This is a genomic window from Actinoplanes sp. NPDC049598, from assembly GCF_040675435.1.
Lineage (GTDB): Bacteria > Actinomycetota > Actinomycetes > Mycobacteriales > Micromonosporaceae > Actinoplanes.
The window spans coordinates 979,715-993,279 of sequence record NZ_JBFAOX010000001.1 but is presented as its reverse complement, the minus strand read 5'-3'; the positions used below and the strand labels follow the sequence as shown (position 1 = coordinate 993,279).

Genomic DNA, 13,565 nt, shown 5'->3' with positions numbered 1-13,565 from the left:
CCACCGTAGCGGCGGCGACAATGATCGGGTGTCCCTGTCTCATGTGTACTGGATCGGCGGGGCGAGCGGCGCCGGCAAGAGCACCGTCGCCACGGCCTGCAGGTGTACGACACCGACGCCGTCATGCCCGCGCACGCCGAGCGCAGCACGGCCCCGCAGCAGAGCGCGTTCAAGGCGATGACGATGGACGAGCGCTGGGTCGACCGTACGCCCGAGGTCATGCTGGAGACGTTCCACTGGTACCGCGGCGAGGCGTTCGAGCTGATCGTCGACGACCTGCGCGACCTGCCACCCGAGCCGGGCGTGATCGCCGAGGGGTTCCGGCTGCTGCCTCACCTCGTACGGCCGCACCTGCCCTCCGCCGGTCAGGCGGTCTGGCTGTTGCCCACGCCGCAGTTCCGCCGGGCCGCGTTCGACAGCCGCGGGACGACCTGGCAGATCGCCGGGCGTACCAGCGACCCCGAGCGGGCCCTGGCCAACCTGCTGGAACGCGACCGCCTGTTCACCGACCGGCTGCGCGACGAGCTCACCCGCGAACACCTGCCGGCGGTCACCGTGGAGCCGGGCATGACCGAAGAGGATCTGATCGCCGAGGTCAGCCGCCATCTGAAGATCCACAGAGTCCGGTAGGCGACAAAACCCGGTTGACCGGGCCGCTACGGTCATGGGTCGGAAAGCGTTTACCGTCACTGGGGGCCTGGGGTGCAACGTGCCGACCGCGTGATGACCCACGAGTGGCCGCGCAGCGCCCGCATCGACGCCGCCCACGTGCTCGAGCGCATCGCCGACATCACCGGCGTGCGCCTGCAGCTGGAAGGTCCCGCCCCGGGCGGGGAGGTCGGGGCCGCGTACGTGCGCTGGCCCGACGGGCGCCGATCGGTGCTCACCGAGGGCCGCTCCCGCACCGGCCCGCTGGTCGACAAGGCCCGCGCCGCCGGGGTCCCCACCGCCCGCCAAGAACTGGCCGCGCACATCGACGGCGCCCGCGTCATCGTCCAGCAGCGCCTGCCCGGCGCCCCGCCCCAGCACGCCGACGCCGCCCTGATCGCGCAGATGATCGCCGTCAACGACCGCCTCGCCGGGCTGCTGGCCGCCGAGCCCGCCCCGGCCCCGGCCGACCTGTACCTGACCGGCGACGGTCCCGGCTTCTGCCTGCACGAGCCCCTGGCCCGGCACAGCGACCGCACCGCCCGGCTGCTCGAGCGCATCCACCGCATCGGCGCCGGTCACCCCGGCATGGTCGGCGACGACCTGGTGCACCTCGACTTCCACCCCGGCAACGTCCTGGTCGACGGCGGCCGGCTCACCGGCGTCATCGACTGGGACGGCGCGACCCGCGGGGACCGCCACTTCGACCTGGTCACCCTGCGCTTCATGCTCACCGGCCACGACCCGGCCGTGCTGCGCCCCCTCGACGAGCGCCTGGCCGCGATCTCCGAGCGGCGCCGGCACGCCTACTGGGCCCACATGAGCCTGCGCCTGGTCGACTGGTCCATCCGCCACCACGACGACACGCGCGTCGAGCACTGGCTCGACGTCGCCGAGTCCGGCCTACCCTGACACCAGCGCCGCGTCGAGAAGGTAACCGCGTTCCCGCGCGGTGCGCTCGAGCGGGCCCAGCAGCATCGAGGGCCGCTCACCCAGCCGCGAGAGGACGAAATCAGCCGTCCACGGGTCCGGCAGCGGATAGTGGTCCAGCTCCCAGCGCAGATACTTGTTGTACGGGCGCACACGCCCGAAAACCGCGAACAGCGCCGTTAGCAAGACCCCGGCCGCCTCCATCTCCTCCAGCCGCGCCACCTCGGCCCGCCCGTCCCGCCGGTGCGCAACCGCCCGCCGCACGAACCCGGCATACCGCCCCAGCTGCGCCCGCGCGATTGCGTCGGCGTCCTCCGTGCTCAACGTCGCTTGCCGCCGCACCAGCTCCGCCACCCGACCGTCGAGCCGATCCAGCAGCACCCGCGCCCCGCGGTAGGCGTAGCGGCGTCCCGTATCCGAGACGTCAGCCAGCTCGTCCACGCTGAGCACCGTCAGATCCCACCGCGGCGCCGGCGAGACCGGCTGCCACCCCACCGGTCCCTGCGTGACCACGTACGCGTCCACGTCCGACCTCGCCGTGGCCAGCCCCCGCGCATGCGAACCGGTCAGCACCAGCCCCACCACGGCGGGATCGTCGCGCACCTCATCCATCAACCCGGCCAGAACCTGAGTCATGGCCGCAGTATTACCGCCACCACGTGCACCCCGCTTCCCCCGAACCCGTCCCGGAGTCCGCTCCAGCCAGCCCGCCGGGTTACCGCTCCGACCCCGTATGCCCAGGTCGGACCTATCGTCCGCGCCTGTTCAGCCGGCCCGCCGATACCCCGATCGCGGGGGCGGAGTGAATGAGAATTGAGCCGCCGGACGGCGGGGCGCAGTTCTGCCCCACGCTGCGGCAGGATCAGGGGTGTGCTGACAACTGGGCGATGGCGAGCGGCGCGGCGCCGCGGGTGCCGGTGATGGCGATCGGCGTCGTGTTCGAGACGCATGCGCTGACCGAGGACAACGAGCAGGGCGTGGCGACCGGGTGGCTGCCTGGGCGGCTCAGTGAGCAGGGCCGCCGCAACGCCGTGGAGATGGGGCGGCGGCGGCGCGACGACGGGATCGTGGCGGTGTTCTGCTCGGATCTGTGGCGGTCGGTGCAGACGGCGCGGATCGCGTTCGGGGACAGCGGCATTCCGGTGCTCTACGACTGGCGGCTGCGGGAGACCGACTTCGGGGCGCGTAACGGCTCGCCGGGGGCCGAGGTCAAGCGGGACCGTCTCGACTTCTGCGACCGGCCCTATCCGGGCGGGGGTGAGAGCCACACTCAGGCGATCACCCGCAACGGGCGCTGCCTGGCCGATCTGCCGACGCGCTGGGACGGGCAGCGGGTCATGGTGATCGGGCACCTGGCCACCTACCGGGCCCTGGAACGGGCCACGACCGGGCGAAGCGTGCGGGAGCTGGTCGCCGCCGACTTCCAGTGGCGGCCCGAAGGGTGGCAGTACCAGCTCGATTAGGATCGGCGCCATGGTCACGTTGCAGGACATCCGGGAAGCCGCCAAGCGCATCGACGGGGTCGCCCACCGCACCCCGGTCATCCACTCCCGCACGCTCGACGAGCGGGTCGGCGCCCAGGTGTACCTGAAGGCGGAGAACCTGCAGCGCATCGGCGCGTTCAAGTTCCGCGGCGCGTACAACGCCATCGCCCGGCTCTCGCCCGAGCAGCTGGCCCGCGGCATCGCCGCGTACTCCTCGGGCAACCACGCGCAGGCCGTGGCCCTGTCCGCCCGCGAGCTCGGCTCCACCGCGGTGATCATCATGCCGGCCGACACGCCGGCCTCGAAGCTCGACGCGGTCCGCGAGTACGGCGCCGAGATCATCACATACGACCGGTACGCCGAGGACCGGGTCGCCATCGGCAACAAACTCGCCGAGGACCGCGGGCTGGCGCTGATCCCCCCGTACGAGCACCCCGACGTGATCGCCGGGCAGGGCACCGCCGCCCTCGAGCTCCTGGAAGAAGTCGGCGAGCTGGACGCGATCGTGGTGCCGGTCGGCGGGGGCGGCCTGATCGCCGGCAGCGCGATCGCGGCCAAGGGCCTGCAGCCGGGCATCGAAGTCGTCGGCGTCGAACCGGCCGAGGGCGACGACACCAAACGCTCCCTGGAAGCGGGGGAGCGGGTCACCATCGCCGTGCCCCGCACCATCGCCGACGGGCAGGCCGCCCCCACCCCGGGCGAGCTCACCTTCTCCCTCAACAAGGACCTCGTCGACCGGATCGTCCTGGTCAGTGACGACGAGCTGCGCGATGCCCTGCGCTTCGCCGTCGACCGGCTCAAGCTGGTCATGGAACCCTCCGGCGCCAGCGGCCTGGCCGCCCTGCTCGCCGGCCGCCTCGACCCGGCGCCGGCCCGCATCGGCGTGATCGTCTCCGGTGGGAACGTCGGCGCCGCCCGCCTGGCCTCACTGCTGGCCGAGTAGCTCCCGCTCCACCTCAGCGTCCAGGCCCACCCGGGGCCGGTCGTCGCGCTGCGGCGCCTCACCGACGCTGCGCAGCCACGACCAGGTGTCGAAGACCGTCTGCCGTACGGGCCGGCAGCGCAGACCCGCTTCGACCGCCCTGGTCACGTCGGCGCCGTTCATGAACTCGTGCTCCGGGCCCGGCGGGAACCAGATCGGCAGCTGCGTCCACGGCTCCACACCCGCCGCGACGATCGCCGCCGGGTCAGTCCAGCGCAGCTCGGCCCGCCCGCCCGTGGCCTCGTTGGCCGTCTCGAGCAGCTCACCCATGCTGGTGTGCCCGGGCGGGCTGACCAGATTGAACGGGCCCTGCCCGCCCCGCGCCGCCACGTCGAGCACGAAAGAGGCCAGGTCGCGGACGTCGATGTACTGCAACGGCAGCTCCCGCGGCCCCGGCGCCAGGGTCGGGCCACCCCGGGCGATCCGGTTGAGCCACCACGGCAGCCGGCCCACATCCTCGTACGGGCCCAGGATCAGCCCGGCCCGGGCCAGCACCACCGGGCCCCCGAACGCGGCCGCACCGAGCTCACCGCGCAGCTTGTCACCCGCGTACCCCGGCTCGGTCGCCTCGACCAGAGGCGTCTGCTCGGTCAGCGGGCCCGGCGCCAGCCACTGATAGACCGAACGGCTCGAGATGTACGTGTAATGCCCGGCCCGGCCGGTCAGCAGCTCCGCCGTACGCCGCACCGCCTCACCCTGCGCCGACCAGGTGTCCACGACCGCGTCCCACTCGCCGGTCCTCAGCGCGTCCAGCCCGCCCTCGGCGAGACGGTCCCCGGTCAGCGACGCCCCGCCGCGGCGGCCCCGGTTGAACAACGTCACCTCGTCACCGCGGCGCGCGGCCTCCTCGGCGACCGCGCGCCCGGCAAAACCCGTACCGCCCAGAATCAGCACCCTCATGGCCAGCACTCTGACAACCCGTACCGCCGCTGGGAAGCCTTGATCGCCCTAAGCGAAGAATGTGCGGACGGCCTCGACCACCAGCGCGTGGTCGTCGGCCTGGGGCAGACCCGAGACGGTGACCACCCCGACCACCCCGACGTCGGCGATCCGGATCGGGAACGCCCCACCGTGCGCCGCGTACAGCGCCGGCTCGACCCCCATCCCGGCGTCCAGCTGCTGACCGCTCGCGGCCAGCTGACGGCCCTTGAGGTACGACGACACGCCGTACCGCTGGACCACGCGCACCTTGCGCTCGATCCACGTGTCGTTGTCGGCCACACTGCCCGGCAGAGCCGCGTGGAACAGCTGCTGCGTGCCCCGGCGGATGTCGATCGCCACCGGCAGCCCCCGCTCGGTCGCCATCTGCACCAGCAGGCTGCCCAGCCGCCACGCGTCGGTGTTGTCGAAGCGCGTGAACACGAGGTCACGCTCCTGCTGCTGCAGCTCGGCGATCAGATCATCACTCATGCCGGCCATTATCGGTTGCGCCGGCGCTGCAACCAGATCCCCAGCCACGCCACTGCGACAAAGATCATCATCGAGCAGCAGAGCGTCTTGATGAACACCACGGCCTCCTCGTTGGCTAGGGTTCGTACTCGTGCGCCTGGCCACCTTCAACCTCTTGCACGGACGATCGCTGTCCGACGGGACGGTACACGCCGACCGCGTCGCCACGGCGGTCGCTCAACTCGACGCCGACGTCCTGGGCCTGCAGGAGGTTGACAAGGCCCAGCCCCGCAGCGGCCTGCTCGACCTGACCGCGGTGGCCGCCGACGCCATGGGGGCCACGGTTCACCGCTTCGCCGCGGCGGTGGTGGGCACGCCGGGGGAGCAGTGGCAGCCCTGGCGCAGCGACGACGACAACACCCACCCGCTGTACGGCATCGCGCTGGTCAGCCGCTACCCGGTGATCCGGTGGCAGATCACCGCCCTTCCCGCCGCGCCGATCCGGTCGCCGCTCTACGACCCCGAGAACGGGCTGCGGCTGCTCAAGGACGAGCCCCGGGTGCTGCTGGCCGCCGTGCTGGAGACACCCACCGGGCCGCTGACGGTCGCGACCACCCACCTGTCGTTCGTGCCGGGATGGAATCTTCGGCAACTGCGACATGCCGTACGGGCCCTGCGGGGGCTGCCCGGTCCCCGCGTGCTGCTGGGCGACCTGAACATGCCCGTGCGGCCCGTCCGGGCCGTCAGCGGGTGGCGGCCCCTGGCCCGGGCCGCCACATTCCCGTCGTTCAACCCGCGGGCCCAGCTGGATCACATCCTGGCCGACCCGCGCGGTGTCTCCTCACTCGGCCGGGTCGTCCAGGTCGCCACCCCGCGCGCCGACATCTCGGACCACCTACCCCTGCTCGTGCACCTCGACCGGCCGTAGGTAGACGTCTTCGAGACCGTCCTCCGGATCCCACTGCTCACCGATCTTCTTGAACCCGAACCCGGCGATCGTCGCCTTCGACCCCACGTTGTCGGGCCGGATGCTCGCCCGTACGGCCGTCACCCCCGCCTCGGCGTCGGCGCGCCGCAGCAGCGCCCGCAGCATCGCCTTGGCATAACCCCGGCGGCGGTACGCGGGATCGACCGAGTACGCCACCTCGACGATGCCCTCGTCGTCCGGCGGCCCGTGAAAACCGCCGTGACCGACCACGACGCCGTCGGCGTTGACCGCCGCCCGCGCGATCCAGTCCGCCGCCTTCGGGTCGCGCTCGATGTCGGCCAGGCGCACCCGCCACAACCACGCCTCGTCGACGAGGTACTGACTCAGCGGCTGACCGGCCGCGGCGCTGGCGGTTTGCAGGTCCCCGTCGACCAGAGCGGCGAGCACGGCGGGGGAGAGCTGTACGAATCGGATGTCCGGCACGCGCCGATGATCACACAGCGTGCCCACCCTTTCTAGTTGCGCACAACTCAATTGCGCACTACCGTTCTGACCATGGTCGAACCCACCGGACTCGAGCAGATGGTGTGCTTCCAGCTCTACGCCGCCAGCCGCGCGATGACCGCCGTCTACCGGCCCACCCTCGACGCCCACGGCCTGACCTACCCCCAATACCTCGCCCTGCGCGTCCTGTGGCACCGCGGCCCCACCACCGTCCGCGACCTCGGCAAAATCCTCGACCTCGACAGCGGCACCCTCTCGCCCCTGCTCAAACGCCTCGAAACCCAGGGCCACGTCCGCCGCACCCGCGGCACCCACGACGAACGCACCGTCATCGTCGACCTCACCGACTCCGGCCACGCCCTGCGCACCACCATGGCCGACCTGCCCGCCCAGGTCGCCTGCGCCGTCGACCTCACCGAAGACGAATTCATCCAGCTCCACCAACTGCTCGGCAAAGTCCGCTCGATGAAAGGAACCGCATGACCGCCATCTACACCGCCTCCGCCACCGCCACCGGCGACGGCCGCAACGGACACGTCCGCTCCAGCGACGGCGTCCTCGACTTCGACCTCGCCGTCCCCAAGGAGATGGGCGGCCCCGGCGGCGCCCTCACCAACCCCGAGCAACTATTCGCCGCCGGCTACGCCGCCTGCTTCCACAGCGCCCTCAAAGCCGTCGCCCGCAACCAGAAAGTCACCCTCACCGACACCGCCATCACCATCGACGTCGGCGTGGGCCCCAAACCCGACGGCACCGGCTTCGTCCTCAACGTCACCATCGAAGCCGAAATCCCCGGCTTCTCCGAAGACGAGGCCCGCGCCCTGCTCGAAGCCGCCCACCAGGTGTGCCCCTACTCCAACGCCACCCGCGGCAACATCGAGGTCACCCTCAACCTCGCCTAGGCTTTCAGGCCAGACCCCGCAGCGCGCGGTTGGTGCGATTCGCCCGCACCGCCGCGCGCTGCTGCGCCGCCGTCACCTCGATGTAGTTCTGCGACGTCGCCAACGACGCATGCCCCAACAGGCGCATGATCTCCGACGCGTTCGCCCCGTCCTCCGCCAGCCGCGTAGCGAACGTATGCCGCAACGCATGCAACTGCGCACCCCGCGGCACCCGATCATTGATCCCCGCCCGCCTGTAACACGACTGCACCAGATACTGCAGCCCACCACGCTGCAACGGCCGCCCCCGCCGATCCACCAGCATCGGCTCATCCGCATCGGCCCGCCCGAACCGCACCCGCCGGCTGTCCACATACCGATCCACCACCGCATCCAACTCCGGCTCGATCGGCACACTGCGCGGCCGCCCACCCTTACCGGCCACCTCCACCCGCCGCTCACCCGGCCGCCCCAGCACCGACCCGATCCGCAACGCCAGCAACTCCGACAACCGCAACCCCGCACACAGAGCCAGCGCCAGCACCACCAGATCCCGCTCCGGCCACGGATCCCGCTGCCGCTCATCGGCCCGGCTCACCGCATCGAGCAGCTGCTCCGGCGTGTCCTCACCCCGCAACGGCTTGGGGGAGTGCGCCGCCAACCGCGGCTTGTCCACCGCCGACATCGGATTGCCGGCCACCACCTGCTCGGTCACCAAGAAGGTGAAGAACGCGTTCCAGGAGGACCAGGCCCGAGCTACCGAGGCCGGCGCGCGCTCACCGGCGAACTTCGCAAAGGCGATCCGCAGCATCCTGGGGGAGAGGTCACTGAGAGTGACTCCCTCATCGGCGATCAGGGTGACGATCGAACCAAGATCCCGGCGGTACGCCTGGAGGGTGTGAACCGAGGGCTTTCGGGTCGCCCGCGCCGCCAGGAAGTCCTCGATGAGGTCTTTGACCGGATAATCCTGGTTAGGATGCATAAGGGATAATATACATGATATGGACGAATGCGTCGATACCGGTCATCCGGCGCTTTGCGTGGCGGCATGTGCACAGATAACCGGTTTCCGCTGACTGTCCACAGCGCGCAAGTCGTCCACAGCGCGCCCGGCCAACCGAACCTGATCAAGTGCGTCGGCGGGAGAATGGACCCGGGGCGGCCCCCTGGGGAGGGTGGACCGCCGTCGGCGATCGGGGCGCGTCCGGCGGGCGTTCAAGCACGTTCCAAAGCTTGCTCAGAGGCGGTCGGGCACCGGCGGCGACGCGTGCGCTGCGGGGCGGGATTGCTGCCGGGGCTTCTCAGTGCGTTCTGGAGCACGCTTGAAAACGCGGGATCATGCCTGCCGGCCTCGGGCCAGCTTCAGGGCCCGACTTGCGTCGAGGTTCGACCGCTCGTGCCGGAGTTGCCGCTGCTGAAGATCGGCCGTTGCGCTGTCAGCTGCGAGGCCGCCGGTTCGCTGTGGAGACCGTGTCGGAACGGTGAATCCCGCTCCTGCCACAAGTCCTGGCTGCAACATCCGGCAGGGGCGAGGGCATCGATCTTGTACCGCTGCTCCCGACCCCTGGATTTCCGCTTACTTGACATAATGTCGATTAACGACCGGGGATATCGTCGATGGAAACGGGCCTGGTTGAGCGTCATTTGCCCGCCTCCAGGCGCTGTTCGGCCGGCATGGGCGACAACGACGGCTTGCGTCAGCCGGCGACACGTCGACGTCACGCGCTACCAACTCACGTGCGCAGCTTGACGCTCGATGTCCGGCGGCGACGATCGCGTTCGATTGCGCTACCGCCTCGTGCGCATCCGGCTGGTCGGTCAGCTATACGCGCCCGCAGCGCCTCGGCCGGCTCGCCGCGACCTTCGTGCGGTGCTCACCACCATCGGCGGATGCCAGCGTCCCCGTCAGACCGGGCACCACCTGTGCCACTTTATGGCTGCCACCCCCTGTTGATCACTCGCGGCGGCGCAGTCCTGTGCAGGGAATGGTCCCGCGCTCGATTCCCGGCCCTACTCCCCCGTTCGAAATCCGGCCACCGCGACTATTCGGACATGCCGGCTCCCGCCGCGTAGGCGGCGAGGCAAGGCTGAAGCGGCGGCCGAGAAGATGCGCGTCCCCGGCCGGGCGCGTTGCTCCATTAGGGTCGGTGTATGGATTCAGTTGTTGCTGCCACGGCCTTCGACGCGCTGCGGGTGGACGCGGTCGCTGATCAGGACGCGCTGCGCCGGGTGTACGAGATGCCCAACGATGGGGCCGTGCGCAAGCAGATGTCCGAGCTCACTGAGCAGACGCGCCGCCTGATCGGGTGTGCGTCGCTGGTTTTCGTGGCCAGTGTGGATGCCGCGGGCAATTGTGACCTCTCCCCCCGTGGTGGTCCGGCGGGCTTTGTCAGTGTGCTGGATTCGCGGACGGTGGCTTTGCCGGATGCGACGGGTAACAAGCGGCTGGATTCGCTGCAGAACGTCGTCGCGACCGGCCGGGCGGCGTTGTTGTTCGTCATTCCGGGGCGGCCGACGACGTTGCGGGTCAATGGGCGGGCGTGTGTGTCGACGCGGCCGGAGTTGTTGGCGCAGTTGACGCCGGTGGGTAAGCCGCCGGCGAGTGCGCTGGTGGTAGGTGTTGAGGAGGTTTATCCGCACTGTCCGAAGGCGTTTCTGCGGGGTGCGGCGTGGAAGCCGGATCAGTGGCTGGCGGTGGATGCGCAGCCGTCGTCGGCGGAGGTGACGTTGGCTCAGTTGCGGTTGCCGGGGTTGACGATTGCGGAGATCGAGCAGACGGAGCGGGATGCGCTGAAGTACCGGTACGAGTAGTGGGCTACGGAGCGCAGTCGAGGGAACACGTGTTCGAATTGCTGCCGAATGGTTGGTGTGCCGTTCAATATTTGCTGATAGACAACAGTTGTGACGGACACCTACTACGCCATCGTCTGCCCGCCGGTCGTCCCCGGTGCTGACGGGCGGACGGTCGCGACTGTGTGCCTGAGCGGAGAGTTCGATGTCGGCGCCCGCGATGATCTTCATGCGGCGGTGCACGGCGTCGTCTCCGGTGGGCTCGCGGCGTTCGTGGTGGTCGACCTGTCAGCCGTGACGTTCATCGACGCGGTTTCGGTCGGTGAGCTGTTCGGCGGCTATGTCGCCGCCGGCCGGCGCTCGATCGGTTTTCGGGTCACGGGCGCGCAGGGCGTGGTGCGGCGCGTTCTCGATGTTCTGGATCCGGCTGGTCTGCTGCAGCCGAGCTGAGCACCAGCAGGTCGAGGTGGTCGATGACCGGTCCCTGCGCGTCTCGGGCGGCTTGTCGGAGCCGGGCGGCGCCCTCGGCGTACGCCTGGTCGGTGATCAGTTGAAGTGGGGTGTGGGCCTCGCGGCGCAGCGTGTCGGCGACCTCGGTGAGTGAGGTGGCGGTCTGCTGCGGGACGGTGTCGAGGGCGGTGGTGGTGAAGCTGTTGAAAGCGTCTTGGACGTCGGTGACGCGGGGGTAGCGCTCGAGCGCGGCGACGGCTTGCGGGAAGTAGCGGAACAGGGTGACGCCGTGGTGGCGGCCGCGGAACACCGAGCGGATCAGCACGCGCCCGCCGGGCCGCAGGATCCGGTGGATCTCCCCCGCCGCGGCGGGCAGGTCGGGGATGTGGTGGATGACGGTGGAGATCCAGACGGTGTCGACGCCGGCGTCGGGCAGGGGGATGTCGGCGGCGTGACCGGCCAGCATGGGCTGGCCCGCTTCGGCGCGCATGGCCGGTGACGGCTCGACGGCGGTGATCTCGGCGTCGGGCCACCAGGTGCGGAAGGCGCGGGTCCAGCTGCCGGTGCCGGCGCCGAGGTCGAGCAGGCGCTGCGGGCGCGCGTGGCGTTCGATGGCGGCCCGCCAGCCGTCGAGGGCGCCGCTGTCGAGGTGGCGGGTGGCGGCGAAGGCGCGCGCGTCGGTGTCGTCGTAGCGGATCAAAGGCATTTAAGAGACCTTGGCGGTACGCAGGAGAAGGGCGGGCAGGCGCAGGTGTTGTCCGGCCGCTTCGGCGTGGATGCGGGTGCGCTCGATGCGGGTGCCGGTCCACGGGGGTTCGGGGAAGGCGGCGTACAGGTAGTCCTCGGTCAGTCCCCAGTCCTGGCCGGGTTCGAGCGCGACGGCGAGCAGGAACAGGGCGGCGCCGGGCGCGGCCAGGTCGGGGAGCCGGGCGAGGTAGTCGGCGGCGTGGGTGCCGCCGGCGCGGTGCAGGTTGTGCAGCAGGCCGCAGTCGATGAGGGTGTCGTACTGGCCGGGCAGGTTCAGGGTGGTGGCGTCCTGGACCTCGAAGTGGGCGGTGAGGCCGGCGGTCCTGGCGCGGGCCTGGTCGATGGCGACCGGTGAGATGTCGATGCCGGTGACGTCGTAGCCGCGGCGGGCCAGGGTGAGGGCGAGTTCGCCGGTGCCGCAGCCGAGGTCGAGGACGGTACGGCCGTGGATCTCGCCGGCCAGGATGTCGTCGAGGGCGGGCTGGGTGCGGCCGATCTCCCAGGGTGGGCGCTCGGGGGCGGTGTAGAGGGCGTCGTAGTGGGCGGCGTCGGTCATGGCTGCTCCTTTGCGGTGGTGAGCCAGACGGTGTCGGGCCATCCGGGCTGCTCGCCGGGGGTGCGGCGCAGTTCGCGGAAGCCGTGGGCGGTGTAGAAGCGGGCGGCGCGGTGGTTGCCGTCGGTGTACTCCAGTTGCACGGGCCGGCCGCCGGCGAGCTCGAGCAGGGCGGTGAGCAGGGCGTGCCCGGCGCCGGCGCCTTGGGCTTCGGGCAGCACGTAGAGCTTCCAGATGGTGGGGGTGTCGCCGCGCAGGTCGAGGTTGCCGGTGCCGACGATGGCGCCGTGGTGGTCGGCGATGAGCACGGAGGTGGTGGTGAGGCTGCGTTCGACGGCTTGCGGGGACCACCAGGTGTCGAGGCCGTGCCGGATGTAGTCGGGACCGGCGAAGGCGTACGTCCGGGGCCAGGTCTTGTGCCCGACGGTGACGATGGCGGGGATGTCGGCGGGGGCGGCCGGGCGGATGTGCATGGCCGTATTGTTCCGGGTTCGGCGGGTGCTGTGGGGGTGGCGCGGGTGCGGGTGCGGTGGGTGACGGGGTTTCTGGATGCGCCGTCGCGGGTGGCGGAGCCGTTCTGGCTGGCGGTGACGGGTACGCGGTTGTCGGCGCGGCGCGGGGACTTCGCGACGCTGGTGCCGCGGGACGGCGATGCGTACCTGCGGGTGCAGGTTCTGCGGGACGCTCCCCCGCGTACGCATCTGGATCTGCACGTCGATGAGGTGCCGGGCGCGGCGGCCGAGGCAGTCGGGCTGGGGGCGTCGGTGGTGCTGGACGAGGGGGATCTGGTGGTGCTGCGCTCCCCCGCCGGTGTCGTGTTCTGCCTGGTGCGGTGGCTCGGCGAGGTGCGGGTCCCGGCGCCGGTGGCCTGGCCGGGTGGGCAGCGCAGTGTGGTGGATCAGTTGTGTGTGGACGTGCCGGTGGCGCTGTTCGAGGCGGAGATCGGCTTCTGGGCGGCGCTGACGGGCTGGCCGCGGCGGCCTTCGGACCGCCCGGAGTTCGAGCATCTGCGGCGCGGGGCCGGGATGCCGCTGAAGTTGCTGGTGCAGCGGGTCGGGTCGCCGGTGGCGGGTCTGCACGTGGATCTGGCCTGTGACGACGTGGACGCGGAGGTGGCCCGGCATGTGGGTCTGGGCGCGGCGGTGGTGCGGCGGGTGCCGGGTCAGTGGACGACGTTGCGGGATCCGGTGGGGCGGGCGTACTGCGTGACCGGGCGGGCCCCGGGTGTCGTCGCCGAAAGTGTCGGAGGGGCCTGATAGAACTGTTCAAACAAACGTTC

The 13,565-nt window shown here is 70.9% G+C and carries 18 protein-coding genes; 10 read left to right on the top strand and 8 right to left on the bottom strand.

From position 1 onward, the window contains the following. Window positions 1–102 precede the first annotated feature (102 nt). Window positions 103–630: a hypothetical protein gene (locus AB0J66_RS04945; RefSeq protein ID WP_364655740.1), complete on the top strand. Its 528-nt coding sequence runs from the start codon at window positions 103–105 to the stop codon at window positions 628–630. Window positions 631–723: 93 nt separating this feature from the next. Then, window positions 724–1,560, top strand: coding sequence for a phosphotransferase (locus AB0J66_RS04940; RefSeq protein ID WP_364655738.1), 837 nt, complete (start codon window positions 724–726; stop codon window positions 1,558–1,560). Here AB0J66_RS04940 and AB0J66_RS04935 read toward each other — a convergent pair. Beyond that, window positions 1,552–2,214 (bottom strand): nucleotidyltransferase domain-containing protein, encoded by a 663-nt coding sequence (locus tag AB0J66_RS04935; RefSeq protein WP_364655736.1) that lies wholly within the window; start codon window positions 2,212–2,214, stop codon window positions 1,552–1,554. The genes AB0J66_RS04940 and AB0J66_RS04935 overlap by 9 nt on opposite strands. Window positions 2,215–2,384: 170 nt before the next feature. Here AB0J66_RS04935 and AB0J66_RS04930 point away from each other — a divergent pair, with 170 nt between their 5' ends. Together AB0J66_RS04930 and AB0J66_RS04925 are read left to right on the top strand one after the other, a co-directional pair. Then, window positions 2,385–3,041: a histidine phosphatase family protein gene (locus tag AB0J66_RS04930; protein WP_364655735.1), complete on the top strand. Its 657-nt coding sequence runs from the start codon at window positions 2,385–2,387 to the stop codon at window positions 3,039–3,041. 10 nt (window positions 3,042–3,051) lie between these two features. Continuing rightward, complete coding sequence (locus AB0J66_RS04925) at window positions 3,052–4,005, top strand: pyridoxal-phosphate dependent enzyme (RefSeq protein ID WP_364655733.1); 954 nt, start codon at window positions 3,052–3,054, stop codon at window positions 4,003–4,005. Here the strand turns inward: AB0J66_RS04925 and AB0J66_RS04920 are convergent. Together AB0J66_RS04920 and AB0J66_RS04915 are read right to left on the bottom strand one after the other, a co-directional pair. After that, a complete protein-coding gene (locus tag AB0J66_RS04920; protein ID WP_364655732.1) occupies window positions 3,988–4,944 on the bottom strand; it encodes an NAD-dependent epimerase/dehydratase family protein in 957 nt (318 codons plus the stop codon). The two genes, AB0J66_RS04925 and AB0J66_RS04920, sit on opposite strands and share 18 nt — an antisense overlap. Window positions 4,945–4,992: 48 nt before the next feature. After that, on the bottom strand, window positions 4,993–5,454 hold the full coding sequence (locus AB0J66_RS04915) for a heme-degrading domain-containing protein (protein ID WP_364655731.1): 462 nt from the start codon (window positions 5,452–5,454) through the stop codon (window positions 4,993–4,995). 130 nt (window positions 5,455–5,584) lie between these two features. Here AB0J66_RS04915 and AB0J66_RS04910 point away from each other — a divergent pair, with 130 nt between their 5' ends. Next, window positions 5,585–6,361, top strand: coding sequence for an endonuclease/exonuclease/phosphatase family protein (locus AB0J66_RS04910; protein WP_364655729.1), 777 nt, complete (start codon window positions 5,585–5,587; stop codon window positions 6,359–6,361). Here AB0J66_RS04910 and AB0J66_RS04905 read toward each other — a convergent pair. Continuing rightward, window positions 6,329–6,844, bottom strand: a complete 516-nt coding sequence (locus AB0J66_RS04905) for a GNAT family protein (RefSeq protein WP_364655727.1) — start codon at window positions 6,842–6,844, stop codon at window positions 6,329–6,331. The genes AB0J66_RS04910 and AB0J66_RS04905 overlap by 33 nt on opposite strands. 72 nt (window positions 6,845–6,916) lie before the next feature. Here AB0J66_RS04905 and AB0J66_RS04900 point away from each other — a divergent pair, with 72 nt between their 5' ends. Next, window positions 6,917–7,348 carry a MarR family transcriptional regulator gene (locus AB0J66_RS04900; RefSeq protein ID WP_364655725.1) on the top strand — a complete coding sequence of 144 codons (432 nt, stop codon included), beginning with the start codon at window positions 6,917–6,919 and terminating at the stop codon, window positions 7,346–7,348. Further along, a complete protein-coding gene (locus AB0J66_RS04895) occupies window positions 7,345–7,767 on the top strand; it encodes an organic hydroperoxide resistance protein (protein WP_364655723.1) in 423 nt (140 codons plus the stop codon). The genes AB0J66_RS04900 and AB0J66_RS04895 overlap by 4 nt, the downstream gene beginning before the upstream one ends. 4 nt (window positions 7,768–7,771) lie before the next feature. Here the strand turns inward: AB0J66_RS04895 and AB0J66_RS04890 are convergent, their stop codons facing one another. Further along, on the bottom strand, window positions 7,772–8,728 hold the full coding sequence (locus AB0J66_RS04890; RefSeq protein ID WP_364655721.1) for a tyrosine-type recombinase/integrase: 957 nt from the start codon (window positions 8,726–8,728) through the stop codon (window positions 7,772–7,774). 1,169 nt (window positions 8,729–9,897) lie between these two features. Between AB0J66_RS04890 and AB0J66_RS04885 the strand changes: the two genes are divergently transcribed. Next, entirely contained in the window at window positions 9,898–10,557 is a 660-nt protein-coding gene (locus AB0J66_RS04885; RefSeq protein WP_364655719.1) for an MSMEG_1061 family FMN-dependent PPOX-type flavoprotein, read from the top strand. A gap of 90 nt (window positions 10,558–10,647) precedes the next feature. Further along, complete coding sequence (locus AB0J66_RS04880) at window positions 10,648–10,986, top strand: STAS domain-containing protein (RefSeq protein WP_364655717.1); 339 nt, start codon at window positions 10,648–10,650, stop codon at window positions 10,984–10,986. Here AB0J66_RS04880 and AB0J66_RS04875 read toward each other — a convergent pair. Genes AB0J66_RS04875 through AB0J66_RS04865 form a run of 3 tightly spaced genes read right to left on the bottom strand, consistent with a single transcriptional unit; the run spans window position 10,913 to window position 12,759 of the window. After that, window positions 10,913–11,692: a class I SAM-dependent methyltransferase gene (locus tag AB0J66_RS04875; protein ID WP_364655715.1), complete on the bottom strand. Its 780-nt coding sequence runs from the start codon at window positions 11,690–11,692 to the stop codon at window positions 10,913–10,915. The two genes, AB0J66_RS04880 and AB0J66_RS04875, sit on opposite strands and share 74 nt — an antisense overlap. Next, entirely contained in the window at window positions 11,693–12,289 is a 597-nt protein-coding gene (locus AB0J66_RS04870) for a class I SAM-dependent methyltransferase (protein ID WP_364655713.1), read from the bottom strand. Continuing rightward, window positions 12,286–12,759 (bottom strand): GNAT family N-acetyltransferase, encoded by a 474-nt coding sequence (locus tag AB0J66_RS04865; RefSeq protein ID WP_364655711.1) that lies wholly within the window; start codon window positions 12,757–12,759, stop codon window positions 12,286–12,288. The genes AB0J66_RS04870 and AB0J66_RS04865 overlap by 4 nt, the downstream gene beginning before the upstream one ends. Window positions 12,760–12,819: 60 nt before the next feature. Between AB0J66_RS04865 and AB0J66_RS04860 the strand changes: the two genes are divergently transcribed. After that, window positions 12,820–13,542, top strand: coding sequence for a VOC family protein (locus AB0J66_RS04860; protein ID WP_364655709.1), 723 nt, complete (start codon window positions 12,820–12,822; stop codon window positions 13,540–13,542). Window positions 13,543–13,565: the final 23 nt, after the last annotated feature.